The sequence below is a fragment of the Pseudomonas sp. DCB_BI genome (assembly GCF_026240995.1).
Lineage (GTDB): Bacteria > Pseudomonadota > Gammaproteobacteria > Pseudomonadales > Pseudomonadaceae > Aquipseudomonas.
Genome location: NZ_JAPFCG010000010.1, coordinates 48472 through 62354, shown reverse-complemented (window position 1 = coordinate 62354; position 13883 = coordinate 48472). Strand labels below are relative to the sequence as shown.

Annotated in this window: 13 protein-coding genes; 5 read left to right on the top strand and 8 right to left on the bottom strand. The window is 59.2% G+C overall.

The genetic code is table 11. The features are described 5' to 3' along the window. Positions 1-2: 2 nt before the first annotated feature. The 3 genes from OO258_RS12765 to OO258_RS12755 all read right to left on the bottom strand — a co-directional run bounded on the left by OO258_RS12765 (position 3) and on the right by OO258_RS12755 (position 4554). Entirely contained in the window at positions 3-2381 is a 2379-nt protein-coding gene (locus OO258_RS12765; protein ID WP_266030823.1) for a membrane-bound PQQ-dependent dehydrogenase, glucose/quinate/shikimate family, read from the bottom strand. Positions 2382-2499: 118 nt separating this feature from the next. Then, complete coding sequence (locus tag OO258_RS12760) at positions 2500-3264, bottom strand: SDR family NAD(P)-dependent oxidoreductase (RefSeq protein WP_259135873.1); 765 nt, start codon at positions 3262-3264, stop codon at positions 2500-2502. 42 nt (positions 3265-3306) lie between these two features. Continuing rightward, positions 3307-4554: a multidrug effflux MFS transporter gene (locus OO258_RS12755; RefSeq protein WP_266030821.1), complete on the bottom strand. Its 1248-nt coding sequence runs from the start codon at positions 4552-4554 to the stop codon at positions 3307-3309. A gap of 323 nt (positions 4555-4877) precedes the next feature. On the opposite strand from OO258_RS12755, the gene OO258_RS12750 reads away from it, so the two are divergent. From OO258_RS12750 to OO258_RS12740, 3 genes are read left to right on the top strand one after another with little or no spacing between them, the layout of a single operon-like run. Then, positions 4878-5369, top strand: a complete 492-nt coding sequence (locus tag OO258_RS12750) for a cupin domain-containing protein (RefSeq protein ID WP_259135871.1) — start codon at positions 4878-4880, stop codon at positions 5367-5369. After that, positions 5366-6154 (top strand): carboxymuconolactone decarboxylase family protein, encoded by a 789-nt coding sequence (locus OO258_RS12745; protein ID WP_266030819.1) that lies wholly within the window; start codon positions 5366-5368, stop codon positions 6152-6154. Before OO258_RS12750 ends, OO258_RS12745 begins: the two co-directional genes overlap by 4 nt. A 13-nt stretch (positions 6155-6167) precedes the next feature. Continuing rightward, the gene (locus OO258_RS12740; RefSeq protein ID WP_401075155.1) at positions 6168-7370 is read left to right on the top strand and encodes an NAD(P)-dependent alcohol dehydrogenase; all 1203 of its coding nucleotides are present in this window, start codon (positions 6168-6170) and stop codon (positions 7368-7370) included. Positions 7371-7400: 30 nt separating this feature from the next. On the opposite strand, the gene OO258_RS12735 is transcribed toward OO258_RS12740, so the two are convergent. Continuing rightward, positions 7401-8318: a LysR family transcriptional regulator gene (locus OO258_RS12735; RefSeq protein WP_259135869.1), complete on the bottom strand. Its 918-nt coding sequence runs from the start codon at positions 8316-8318 to the stop codon at positions 7401-7403. A gap of 630 nt (positions 8319-8948) precedes the next feature. Here OO258_RS12735 and OO258_RS12730 point away from each other — a divergent pair. Together OO258_RS12730 and OO258_RS12725 are read left to right on the top strand one after the other, a co-directional pair. Continuing rightward, positions 8949-9422, top strand: a complete 474-nt coding sequence (locus OO258_RS12730; RefSeq protein ID WP_266030817.1) for an OsmC family protein — start codon at positions 8949-8951, stop codon at positions 9420-9422. A gap of 458 nt (positions 9423-9880) precedes the next feature. Further along, on the top strand, positions 9881-10918 hold the full coding sequence (locus OO258_RS12725; protein WP_266030815.1) for a GGDEF domain-containing protein: 1038 nt from the start codon (positions 9881-9883) through the stop codon (positions 10916-10918). A 93-nt stretch (positions 10919-11011) separates the two neighbouring features. Here the strand turns inward: OO258_RS12725 and arsH are convergent, their stop codons facing one another. From arsH to OO258_RS12705, 4 genes are read right to left on the bottom strand one after another with little or no spacing between them, the layout of a single operon-like run. Continuing rightward, positions 11012-11713, bottom strand: coding sequence for an arsenical resistance protein ArsH (gene arsH, locus OO258_RS12720; RefSeq protein ID WP_266030814.1), 702 nt, complete (start codon positions 11711-11713; stop codon positions 11012-11014). A gap of 13 nt (positions 11714-11726) precedes the next feature. After that, entirely contained in the window at positions 11727-12197 is a 471-nt protein-coding gene (locus OO258_RS12715) for an arsenate reductase ArsC (protein WP_266030812.1), read from the bottom strand. Positions 12198-12225: 28 nt separating this feature from the next. Continuing rightward, the gene (locus OO258_RS12710; RefSeq protein ID WP_266030809.1) at positions 12226-13509 is read right to left on the bottom strand and encodes an arsenic transporter; all 1284 of its coding nucleotides are present in this window, start codon (positions 13507-13509) and stop codon (positions 12226-12228) included. 22 nt (positions 13510-13531) lie between these two features. Then, positions 13532-13879, bottom strand: a complete 348-nt coding sequence (locus OO258_RS12705; RefSeq protein WP_266030807.1) for a metalloregulator ArsR/SmtB family transcription factor — start codon at positions 13877-13879, stop codon at positions 13532-13534. Positions 13880-13883 lie beyond the last annotated feature (4 nt).

Below are 13883 nucleotides of genomic sequence, written 5' to 3'. Positions count from 1 at the left end.
GTTCATTGGGGCAGTGCATACGCCACGATGTAATCGCCTTTCTGGGTAGTAGCAGAGTTACCGCCCGCGCTGATGAGCACGAACTGCCTGCCCGTCTTCGGCGAGACATAGGTCATGGGCGTGGCTTCGGCGCCAACCGGCAAGCGCCCTTTCCAGAGTTCATCACCCGTGCGTACATCGAAGGCCCGGATATAGAAATCCTGAGTGCCGGCCATGAACACCAGCCCTGTCGAAGTGGTGATCGGCCCTCCCCGCGTAGGCATGCCAATCGGCATCGGCAAATGGGTCGCGATACCCAGCGGGCCGGTCTGTTCGGTGGTGCCCAACGGCATCGACCACGCCACCTTGCGCGTCGCCAGATCAATGGCCGTGAGAGTGCCGTAAGGCGGCTCCTGGCATGGAATCCCAAGCGGCGACAGGAAGCGGCCTTGCTCGATACCCCAAGGAGTGCCCGCCTGCGGCGCGTTGCCTTCATGGCCGCCGCCACTGAGGGTTTTCTCGTCGTAGGCGGCGCGTGGAATCATGCGATTCCAGATGGCAACGCGGGTGTCGTTGACGATCATGTAGCCAAGGTTCTCAGCGATGGAAACCGAACCCCAGTTCATGCCTCCCAACCAGCTCGGATATTGAATCGTCAGACGCTCGCTCGGCGGCGTGAATTCACCCTCATAGCGCGCCTTGCGAAAATCGATTCGGCATATCAACTGATCTAGCGGCGTGAGGCCCCACATGCGTTTTTCACTGAGCGGCTCGGTGCCAATGGACGGCATGCCCACGGAGTAAGGCTGCGTCGGCTCCGTGTGATCGTCTGCCACGCCGCCCTGTGGAACCGGTCGCTCCTCGACCTGCGCTATCGGGGTGCCGGTGCGACGGTCAAGCATGAAAATCTGGCCGCGCTTGGTGGTCTGGATGAGCGCCGGGAGCACGCCGCCATGGCCATCCGGAACGTCGTAAAGCGCCGGTTGCGAAGGTACATCGTAGTCCCACAGATCATGATGAACGGTCTGGAAACGCCAGCGTTCGCGGCCGGTCGCAATGTCCAGCGCGACGACGGAAGATGAATACCGATCATCGGCTTCGGTGCGATGGCCGCCCCAAAAATCCGGGGTCGCGTTGCCGGTGGGCAGGTAGATCAAACCCAGCGCATCGTCGAAGGCAGGTGTGGACCAGACATTAGGTGTGCCAGGGGTGTAGGTTTGACCTTCTGGCGGCTCACGTGTAATCGCCGGATTACCCAGATCCCAAGCCCAGGCGAGTTGCCCGGTTTGCGCATTGAACGCGCGGACTACGCCAGACGGTTCGCCGGTTTTCTGGTTGTCCCACACCAGCCCGCCGACAACGATCAGATCACGAACCACTGTGGGTGCCGCAGTCGGAAAATACAGGTCCTGATCCTGGCCTCCCATGCCAATGCGCAAACTCACGCTGCCATGGTCGCCAAAATCAGTGCAGGCCTGCCCGGTCTGCGCATCCACTGCGACCAGTCGTGCATCGACGGTGGTGGCGATGATCCGTCGTGTACAGGCTTGTGGGCCTGCAACCGTGGCAGAGGCGGCTTGCTCAGGTGTCGCGTCGTAGTAACCCACGCCGCGACAGCGCGGGTAGGTGTTGTTTGCCTGCACCTTGGGATCGTGATGCCAGATCTCCTTGCCCGTGTCGGCGTCCAGCGCGAACAACTGACTGGACTGGGTGCAGCCGTAGACCATGCCGTTGACATGAAGCGGCGTCACAACATGGCCTTGGCTGCCTGCGGGAATTTCGCCTGTCCGGTAGGTCCACGCCACCTTCAGACCCGATACGTTTTGCGGTGTGATCTGGTCGACCATGGCATGGCGTGTGCCCGATGGTGTGTGGCCGAAATAGCGCCAGTCGGTCTCAGGCTCGACCGTTCCGACTGCCTTGCCCGGCACGGGCGCTGGCGTTCCGTCAGCCATCTGGATGGGCTGCGGTTGCAGCGCGGTGTAAAAGGTCACCCCCAGACCGACCGTCACCACTGCCGCTGTAAGGTACGCCAGCGGAGCCGGGGCGGGACGTCGGCGGGCCCGCAGATGCGGGGCCGCCATCAGCACGAAAACCAACGCCACGCCCAGCGCGAACAGCCGGGAAAACAGTGGCCAGAATGCCAGACCTACATCCCACACCGACCAGACGACAGACGCCGCGAACACCAGCAGATACACGACCGCACCCGGTAACCGCTGCCGTATCAGAAACAGGCCGCTGACAACCAGTCCCGCTCCCGCCAACGCGAAATACCACGACCCGCCCAGCACGACGAGATACCCGCCCCCCACAAGCAGCGCCAGGCCAACGAGTAAGACGACGATACCGAGGATGATCAGCAGTGCAGTAGTTAACCTGGGAGTGCTCGATGGCGGCATGGATCTGGGTTCCTTTCAGATGATGTTCAGGCAAAGCCTGACCATGACTTCAACAAAGTTGAAATCTGAAGTCTGGGGTTTTGTCGTGAGGCGTCAGGTGTATGTGGCTGCAATCACATCAGCGCATGATGAATCCGCCGTCCACCGAGATGGACTGGCCAGTGACGTAGCTCGAGGTCGAACTGCTCAGCCAGAGCACGGCATCGGCGATCTCTTCAGGTTTGCCGTGACGCCCCATCGGAATCATCTGGGTCATGCCTGCCAGCGCTTCGCCTTGACCGCTTGCGACCATTTGATCGGCCATCGGCGTCCAGATCAGGCCTGGACACACGGCGTTGACCCGAATGTTGCGAGCGGCGTATTCAAGAGCTGCGCTCTTGGTCAGGCCGATCACGCCATGCTTTGCTGCGTGATAATTGGCACGTTCGGCACCACCCACCAAACCACCCAAAGACGAGCAATTGACAATGGTGCCGCTGCCTTGACGGCGCATGTGTTCCAGTTCGAACTTCATGCAACTCCAGACGCCGCGCAGGTTGACCGACATGACCTTGTCGTAGTCCTCGACCGTCGCATCGGCGATTTCTGCCAGTTTGTTCTGGATACCGGCGTTGTTGAACGCCGCGTCCAGACGGCCAAAAGCGGCGACGGTTTCCTTGACCATGGCTTCGACCTGATCCATGTCAGATACGTCGCAACGAATCCCGATGGCGCGATGACCTTCGGCGATCAAAGCCTCGGCAGCCGCCTGCGCGGCTTCGCCGTTGACGTCGGCCAATGCCACAGCGGCACCTGCACGGGCAAAGGCCTGCGCAGTTGCCAGACCGATACCGGACGCAGCGCCGGTGACCAGCGCGACCTGATTCTCGAATGAAAAGCTCACGGGTGTGTTCCTCAGTTCCAATGGTTCAAGTTTTAAAATGGTTCAATAATCGTCAGGGGCGCGCAGCACCAATACCGCGCTGATAAGGCACCCCACTCCGCAAACGGCCAGTACCAACCCCATCGGCCAGGGTGTGCCGTCAGCGAAAATAGCTACGAGCGCCGAGCCGAAAATGCCCGCGCCGTATTGCAGAGCACCGGCCAGCGCAGAGGCTGAGCCTGCGAACTGCGGCATACAGCCGAGCGCGCCCGATATCGAGTTCGCCAACACCAGCCCCGTAGCCGATACGAATAAAAGGCAGCCGCAGATCATCAGAGGCAGTCCGCCCAGATCGGCCCACGTATTGATGGCGAGCACCAGTCCGGCCACGCAAGAGACCAACCCGCCCACGGTCATCATCGTGTCGCTGGTGTAGCGGTTGAGCAGCTTGGCGTTGATCTGATTGGTGAGCATCAGCCCGACGATCCCAGCGCCAAACAAGGCGCCATACCATTGGGGGGTGACGTGGTGATAGGTGATGTAGGCAAACGGAGAACCGGCGATGTACGCGAATGTTCCGGCGTAAAAGAACCCACCCGCAGCGACATAACCGATGAATTTGCGGTGGCTTAGCAAACTTCCGTAGCGCATCACGACTGCACGGGGTGATGTAAGCGTTCGACGGTGAGCTGGGAGGGTCTCGGGCAGCCACAGCAGACTGGCCAAGGTCGTCAGCGCAACCAGCACCAACGTCCAGAAGATCGCCTGCCAGGACAACCAGTGCAGAATCTGCCCACCCACAGTCGGACCCGCCAATGGGGCAATTGCCATGATGGTCATCAGCGTCGACATCTTCTGCGCAGCACGCTGGCCTTCGTACAGGTCACGCACCATCGCTCGTGCCAGGACGACATTGGCGCACGCTCCCAATGCCTGAATAACTCGCCAGAAGATGATCGTCGAGCCGTCGGCAGCAAGCGCGCAGCCGCTGGAACCAATGATAAACAGCAGCAACCCCAAGGCGACTGGCAGGCGCCGCCCGAAGCGATCACTGAACGGCCCCCAAAACAGCTGGCCCAGACTGAACCCCGCCAGATAACCGCTGACCGTCAGTTCCATCATGCCGCTGGTGGCATGCAGCGACGTCGCCATGACCGGCATCGCGGGCAGGTAGAGATCAGTGGAAATGGAGGCAAACGCCAGTAACGCACTGAGAATCAGCAGAACCCGCAACCCATGCTCAACAGTATTTGTCGATACTTCGGCCAGCGCGACGTCACCACGCGACGCAATCACCTCCAGTTTGCTCACTGTGTGTTCTCTCGGGGGAAAATACGAATGCTTGCCGCGTGGGATCATTCTCCTGGACCCTTGATCTTCAATGCTGGAAAGGGGCAACGCGACGCCATTGTTCGGTGGGGTTACGGTAATCAACCTCGACTGAGACAAGTACCCGCCTAAAGCGGGATGTTCCTGTGAGTATTACTCATCAATCACCCAAGCAGCGTTGACGTTGTTCGGCTGGCTAATTGATGAGCATTGCTCATCGCTTCATGCAGGATTTGTGGGGTAGTTCTGCCGAAGATGTTCCACTAGCGTTTCAGCTCTTCCGTTTAACGAGCAGGAGCTTACCGATGAGAGCACTCGCCACCCTATCTACGCTGGCCGCGACATTGATGGCCACGATGTCTGGCTACGGCGCCGACATTCCCGCCGAGAAAACCATGAACGTGATTCGCAATGGCGAGCAGGCCTCCATCATGGGTGCACCCGGAAATTTTGTGGGTAGCGCCCGAATTGATCCACTGATCGCGGTACGTGCGCCCTCGAAGGTGTCGGCAGGTGCGGTTACCTTTCAGCCCGGCGCGCGCTCGGTGTGGCACACCCATCCCTTGGGGCAGACGTTGGTCGTCACGGCTGGCATGGGCTGGATACAGCAGGAAAACGGCGAGAAAATCGTCATCAAGCCTGGCGATGTGATCTGGACGCCACCCGGCGTCAAACATTGGCATGGCGCGACTGCAACGACCGGGATGAGCCACATTGCGATCCAGGAATCCCTGGATGGCAAGAATGTGGAGTGGCTGGAGCCTGTCACTGAGGCACAGTACGAGGCCTCACGATGAAGTTGGTGAAGCTAGGACTGGCCTCTCTGTCATTGCTGCTGGCAGCGTGCTCCAACCACACGCCCGGCGACTCGGCTCAAACACCTCCTGTTCCAAGCCTGGATGACATGCGTGCCGTGTCTCCAACGCTGGCACACAACACTGAATCGATGCTGCTCGGGGAAGTGTGGAAACGCCCAGGGTTGTCTCCTCGCGACCGCAGTCTGGTTACCCTCGCAGTGCTGATTTCCAAGCAGCAAACCGTCGAATTGGCGTACCACCTGAACCTGGCCCTGGATAACGGCGTCAAGCCTTCGGAAATTTCCGAAGTCATCAACCATCTGGCCTTCTACACCGGTTGGGGCAATGCCACCGCAACCATTCTGGTGACCAAGCAGGTGTTCGCCCATCGCGGCGTCACAGCGGATCAACTCCCCCCCGTATCCCCCCCGCTGCTACCTATCGACCAAACATCAGAGAAAGTGCGCACGACCTTCGTCGACAAGACAGTCGGTCCGGTATCACCGGGTGTGGTGCATTACACCAGCGCTGCTCTCTTTCACGACTTGTGGCTACGACCCGGGCTCGCTCCACGGGATCGAAGCCTCATAACGGTCAGCGCTTTGATCGCCACCGGGCAGGTCGCACAGCTCGGCGCGCACCTCAACCGAGCCATGGACAACGGGCTGACTCAGGGAGAAGCCTCTGAGGTGCTGACACAACTGGCGTTCTACACCGGATGGCCGAATGTGTTTACCGCAGTGCCCGTAGTCAACGATGTATTTGCTGGCCGCAAGAAAACCTGAGGAGCGAAGTTGCATGAGTGAAGAGAAGACATCCGACGCGACGCCTTCGGCCATGAGTCGGCGCAAAGTATTGATGGCGGGAGCAGGACTGGCGGCTGCTCCCTTGCTGAGCGGAGCAGGCGAGTCAGTAGCCCAGGCTTCGGAACCTGCACAACTCAAAGGTCCGTTCAGCGTCCGTGCCTACGGCACGAAAGGGGTCCGGGCGGGCTTTGCACCAATGCAGATCCAGCGCCGGGCCGTGGGCCCCAAAGATGTGTTGATCGATATCGAGTACGCAGGCGTCTGCCACTCGGATATCCACATCGCACACAGCGAATGGTCCGAGACACCCTACCCCTGCGTTCCTGGCCATGAAATTGTCGGTAAAGTCTCAGCCATTGGAGCGCAGGTCACCAAATTCAAGGTGGGTGATTATGCAGGCGTCGGGTGCATGGTGGACGCATGCGGCACCTGCGAAAATTGCCTGGCAGACCGCGAACAGAACTGTCTCAAAGGGACGACATTCACCTACGCATCCCCAGACAAGGTGTTGGGAGGGATGACGTATGGCGGCTACTGCGAACGCATCGTGGTGGCCGAGCATTTTGCGATCCGAATGCCTTCGGGCGCCAACCTGGCAGCCATGACGCCACTGCTTTGCGCGGGCGTCACGACCTTCTCACCGATGCAGCACTGGAACCTCAAACCCGGGCAAAAAGTCGCCGTCATCGGCCTGGGAGGATTAGGACATGTTGCAGTGAAACTGGGTGCCGCTCGGCGAGCCGAGGTGACGGTCTTCACCACCACTGCCAGCAAAGTTCAGGACGCCAAGCGCTTGGGTGCGCGTGAGGCGATCTTGTGGAGCGATGAAGCAGCCTTTGATCGACTCGCCAACCACTTCGACCTGATCATTTCCACGGTGCCGCAGGCCTACCCCATGCAGCGCTTCGTCAACCTGCTGAAACTAGATGCGACCTTCGTTAACGTCGGCGCTCTGGATGACCTGCAAGGATTAAGCGGAATGCTCATGGCGTTTGGACGCAAAACATTCGCCGGTTCCCTGATTGGCGGGATCGCCGAAACTCAAGAAGTCATCGATTACTGTGCGGCACGTAACATCTCCGCGGATATCGAATTGATCAAGCCAGACGAGATTGACCAGGCCTATGCACGAGTTATCGATAAGGATGTGCGCTATCGATTCGTCATCGATATAGCCGCCTCGAAACGAGTCTGAGAAAGCCAGCCGCATCGAGGTCTGATGCGGCTACGGCAGGCACTCCCCCATTGGTTTAAGTTCCCTGATCAGGTCGATCAACAGCGTCAGGCCCATCGGGACCTGCCTGTGGCTCGAAAAGTACATGTGGAATCCCGGTGCCACGCTGGCCCAGTCATCGAGCACCCGGATCACCTCCCCGCGCTCCACCAGAGGAGCAATCGCAGGCTCCGGGGCGTACATCAGACCAGCTCCCTGGCGCACCAGCGAAAGCCCGACGCGTGTCTCGTCGATGGTGATGCAGCCCGGAACAGCAATTGCCAACTGCTCACCGTCCTTTTCGAATTCCCAGTCATACATTGCGCCATTCCCCAGGCGAATGCGCAGGCAACGATGTTGCACAAGATCGTTCGGATGCTGCGGCACGCCGAAACGTTTGAGATAGTCCGGACTGCCTGCCACGACCCAACGGATGTCTGGTGACAGACGCTGGGCGATCATGTCTTCGGGCACCGTGCCGCCGTAACGAATACCAGCATCGTGCCCGCCGCCGATGACGTCTACGATCAAGTTGGTGACTGTCAAATCGACTTGCATGTCCGGGTAGCGGTCGTTAAAGACCGGGAGAACCGGGCCCAGCAAGAGATCGGCAGCGTCACTGAGAAGATTAAGACGAATACGCCCGGTAGGCTCATCCCGATAACGATTCAACGCTTCGGCTGCTTGAGCGATTTCGTCCATAGGCTTGCAGATAAAGCCGTGCAACTCCTCGCCTGCCGCCGTCAGCGTGACACTGCGAGTGGTGCGGTTGAGGAGACGAACGCCGAGACGCGTCTCAAGCCCCTTGATGGCATGGCTCAACGCGGACGCACTGATGCCAACCTCCTTGCCCGCCCGGCTGAAGCTCTGGTGCCGGACAATGGCCAGGAAATAAACGAAATCGGCAAAGTTTGCACGGTTAAGATTCATGTTCCATGGTCCGCTAGTGATGGAGAAGGCCCCATTAGCCATCCAAAGTGGCCGCCATTCTACGGGTGATTGAGTCGCCGACTAATGAGTATTAATCAGTATATAAGCATAAATTTCTCATCAATATCCTTAGGGTCGATGTTGCGCGTGTTATGGGCTCACCTTCACGAATCTGCTTAATGCATTGCGAATCACATGACTAGTCAGTGATCGACATAGGTTCTGATTCGCGAATAGCCGTAACGAACGTCCCAACGATTCCTCTCGAGATTCTGTCGAAGATGAGGGCTTGGTATGTCACCTGGCGGCTAACAACCAGATGTGAGGCGATCTAGGGAACTAACCTAGGGATGACCGCTTTGGGTCGATAGCGGCCGGTCGCGACTACCCGCAATCGACCCATTGCCGACCTTCACAAGTGGATATCTCCGGGTAGAACCACGCCAGCAAGCACTGCCAAGCCAGCCATAAGGCTACCGCTCTGGCCGGCTCATTGCTTTTGCACAACCAGTGCATGCGTCAATGCAAACAAGAGAAGCTGGTTTGGAGCCACACTGAGCGCGCAAGATTACAGTGCTAACGCGAGAGGAGCGGATCATCTTCTGGGCATCTTTCAACACAGGAGTGACGATGAAAGAACACAATTATGCTGTCACCATCAAGTGGACAGGCAACACCGGTGAGGGTACTGCCAGCTATACGGCTTATCAGAGAGACTTCACTGTTGAGTCGCCAGGAAAAGCGTCTATCCCTGGTTCCGCCGACCCTGCTTTTCGTGGTAATCCCGAATGCTGGAACCCTGAAGACATGCTGCTGGCATCGATCTCGGCCTGCCACAAGCTCTGGTATCTTCATCTCTGTGCTGTTAACAACGTGTGCGTGCTGGAATACGTCGATCACCCGGTGGGCCTTATGATCGAAGGCGATGGCCAGCGCAAGGGCCATTTCAAGGAAGCTGAGCTAAGACCTCAGATCATCATTAGTAGCCAATCAGATAGCGATCTTGCAATGCGCTTGCATGACGATGCTCACCACGAGTGTTTCATTGCCAACTCGGTCAACTTCCCTATCAAATGCAGGGCTGTTATCAACTATCGAGACTAATCCCTCAAGGGCTCTAGCATCGGTATCGGCCCGGACATCTAAATGTCTGCATGGGGTCGTAATGCGACGGTCATACCTCGGCCGTCGCTATACGCTTTCAAACCTCCGTCTGCTCCGCCATTTCCAATGCGTCAGTGATTGCAGCATTGATCATTGTGGGAGCGGGCTTGTCCCGCGAAGAGGCCGGCCCAAAAAATGGAGATGTCTGCCACGGGCTATGCCCGTGTTCGCGGGGCGAGCCCGCTCCCACAGAGACCTTGCCTGGCCTGTTAATGACAGGGCGAGCCAACCAGCATTTCAGAGACCGCCATGGATCGAAAGTGGTCGCACATTGATCTCCTCGGCCAGCACCTTGCGTAGCGACTGATGGTTTAGATCTTATGCAATCCACTGTCTAGAGTAAGTCCTGTATTTGCGCCTTTCGCAGATACTCCCCACCCATGGACTGGAGAAAAGACATGCCGGCTTGTCCTCTACCGACTGACGAAGCGCTGCGCCAGCGTACCCTCGATGAAATGAATGTGCTGGATACACCGGCTGAGCATTACCTCGATACCCTGGTGCGGCTCACTCAGGAGGTGGCGCACGTGGACACTGTGCTGATCAGCTTGATCGACCACGATCGGCAATGGTTCAAGGCCAGGGTTGGGCTGGACGTAAGCGAGACCCCGCGCAATGTGTCGTTCTGCGGCTACGCCATCTTGGGTGACGACACCCTGCTAGTGGAAAACGCCGAGGACGATTCGCGGTTCTCGGATAATCCGCTGGTCGTTGGTGCACCCTATATCCGTTTCTACGCCGGGCACCCCTTGCGTGCTGGCAATGGCAAAGCGATCGGAACCTTATGCATGTTCGACCCTCGCCCACGCCTGCTGAGTGAGGCCGAACAGGCCACCTTCAGAGACTTGGCCACGCTGGCAGAGGGTTATCTGCAACTGCGCAGTCTGACGCAGGCCAACCACGACTTGCGGCTTGAAATGGACCGTGAGCAACGCAAGGCTTTGGTTGATCCGCTGACTCAGCTATGGAACCGTGGCGCGTTGGTCGCCTTCAAGGATCGTGAACGCCGTTTGGCTACGGAAAAAGGTCTGTGGCTGGGTGCTCTGTATGCAGACCTTGACCACTTCAAGTCTGTAAACGACAAGTACGGTCATGCTGGCGGCGACCAGGTGCTTTGCGAGTGTGCGCGTCGCCTGCGAGCTGCTCTTCGCCCCGATGATTTGCTGGTACGCCAGGGCGGTGAGGAATTCGTCGCATTGCTGCGTGTAAAGGACGGTGACGAGCTTATGCGAATCGCGGAGCGCGTGCGCCAGCTTATCGGCAGCAGACCGATGGAGCTCCTTAGCGGCCCACTGCGGGTGAGCCTCAGTGTGGGGTGTACGCTAGTCGCCGAAAGCGAGCAAATAGAGGATGCATTGCGGCGCGCCGACAGCGCACTTTACGCCGCAAAAAAGGGAGGGCGAGACCAGGTTGTGTATGCACCGCCGACCTTGTGAGCTTCGCCCTCGGTCATCTCTTACCCGATACCTTCCCTTCGTGAATGCAGCTTCGTGTCATGTTTCTGTTCGGCCAGCCAGGCATCTTTCGATTCAGATCGAACGTTGGTTGACGCGAGCCGATAGCTGTTCAGCGCTTTCTTTGCGCTCCGAATAACGGTCTACCAGGAATTCCTTGCGGTCGCGCAGCAGCAAGGTGAACTTCACCAGCTCCTCCATGACATCAACCAGGCGGTCGTAGTACGGCGACGGTTTCATGCGCCCGGCTTCATCGAACTCCAGGTAGGCCTTGGGTACCGACGACTGGTTCGGCACAGTGAACATCCGCATCCAGCGGCCAAGCACCCGCAACTGGTTGACGACGTTGAACGACTGCGAGCCGCCACACACCTGCATCACCGCCAGGGTTTTACCCTGGGTGGGACGAACGGCGCCTAACGCCAGGGGAATCCAGTCGATCTGTGCCTTGAACACCGCAGACATCGCTCCATGGCGCTCCGGCGAGCACCAGACCTGGCCCTCCGACCATTGCACCAGCTCACGCAACGCCTGCACTTTGGGGTGCTCCACCGGCGCATCGTCAGGCAGCGGCAGGCCTGAAGGGTCGAAGGTACGGGTCTCGGCGCCGAAGTGTTCCAGCAGGCGTGCGGCTTCTTCCACCAGTAAGCGACTGAAGGAGCGTTCGCGGGTGGATCCATACAACAGCAGGATGCGTGGTTTGTGCTCGCTGGCAACGGTGGCCGTCGGTGGCAGGCCGAACAACGCGAGGTCGATGTTAGGGAGATGCTCGGACATTGCTGACTCCTGCTTATTGCATGCCGATACGATCCAGCTCGTGCTTGAGCTGATCACGGTCGAGGCTAGCGAACGGAAGGGCGAAGAAGGCCCGGCAGCGCGATTCGATGTGGGCCAGCGTGGCGTGGAAAGCCGCGTTGACTTGGGCCTCGTCACCCACCACATCCGATGGGTCTTCCAGCCCCCAGTGCGACTTCAGCGCGGGCCCGAAATACACCGGGCAGGCTTCGCCAGCAGCCTTGTCGCAGACGGTAATGACAATGTCCGGTGGGTTGCCCTCGAATGCGTCGTTGCCCTTGCTGCTCAGGCCAGCAGTCGAAATACCGGCTTGCTCCAGGGTGCTCAGGCTACGGGGCAATACCTGCCCCTTGGGGAAGCTGCCCGAACTGATCGCTTCGAAACCTGCCGGAGCGAGGTGGTTGAACAGGGCCTCGGAAAGGATGCTGCGGCAGCTGTTGGCCGTGCACATGAACAGGACTCGCATGGAAGACTCCTCCGCTTCTTGGTGGATCTTAGAGGCTCAGGCGCAGGGCCAGGGCCGAAAGGGTAATCAGCAAAACCGGCAGGGTCAGCATGATCCCGACTCTGAGGTAGTAGCCCCAGGTGATGCGCATGCCTTTGCGCTCCAGCACGTGTAGCCAGAGCAGCGTGGCGAGGCTGCCGATGGGGGTGATTTTCGGGCCGAGGTCACAGCCAATGACGTTGGCGTAGATCATCGCCTCACGCACCAGCCCCTGCGCCTCGCTGGCCTGGATTGACAACGCGCCAACCAGCACGGTGGGCATGTTGTTCATGACCGAGGACAGCAGCGCGGAGATCAACCCTGTGCCAATAGTGGCGCTCCACAGTCCCTGTTCGGCTAGCCGGTCGAGCAGGTGGGTGAGCGTGTCCGTGAGGCCGGCGTTCTTCAGCCCGTACACCACCAGGTACATGCCGAGGGAGAAGATCACCACCTGCCACGGCGCTTCCCGCAGCACTCGGCGGGTTGAGATGCGGTGGCCGCGAGCGGCAACGGCGAAGAGAATTGCTGCACAGACGGCAGCCACCGCACTGATGGGGATACCCATAGGCTCCAGTGCAAACAGGCCTGTCAGCAACCCCACCAGCACCCACCAACCGACTTTGAAGGTGGCGGGGTCATGAATCGCCTCGCTCGGTTCCTTCAGCGCATCGAGCGCGTAATGTTTCGGGATATCCCGGCGGAAAAACAGCAAAAGGACCAGCAGGGTGGCCGCCACGCTGGCGATGTTCACCGGCACCATCACCGACGCGTATTCAGCGAAACCCAGGCCGAAGTAATCGACCGACACAATGTTGACCAGGTTGGAGACCACCAGCGGCAGGCTTGCGGTGTCGGCAATAAAGCCCGCGGCCATGACAAAGGCGAGTGTCGCAGCAGGCGAGAAACGTAGCGCGAGCAGCATCGACATGACGATGGGGGTCAGGATCAGCGCCGCACCATCGTTTGCAAACAGCGCCGATACCGCGGCGCCGAGCAGCACGCAAAAGGCGAACAGGCGGTAGCCGCTGCCGTTCGCCCAGCGTGCCACGTGCAGCGCGGCCCACTCAAAGAACCCGGCCTCGTCCAACAGCAAGCTGATGATGATGACCGCGATGAAGGTCGCGGTGGCATTCCAGACGATGGCCCACACGGTTGGAATGTCTTGCAGCGAAACGGCGCCGACAATCAACGCGATAATGGCACCTAGCGCAGCACTCCATCCGACGCCCAGGCCCTTGGGCTGCCAGATAACCAGAACGAGTGTGAAAACAAAGACGGCAATTGCGACCAGCATGAGAAATCTCGCTTGGTGAAAATTAGCAGCAGGCGAGATCACGGACGGGGCGGCCGTCCATGTTCTTCAGCCGAAGGGAGTTGTCTGCCAGCCACTGCGAGTTGGCCAGCAAGGTCACCTGCAACATGTCGTGCACCCACGCAGGCAGATCCGGGTTGAGGCGGTAATACACCCATTGCCCCTGACGACGGTCCAGCAGCATGCCACTGCTGCGCAGTTGTGCGAGGTGGCGGCTGATCTTGGGTTGGCTATCGTCCAGTGCGCACATCAGTTCACAGACGCACAGCTCTCCCAGGCTGAAGATCAGCAGGGTGGCGCGAGCGCGGGTCTCATCAGACAGGCTCTTGAAGACATCAGGTGGAGAGATCATGGCG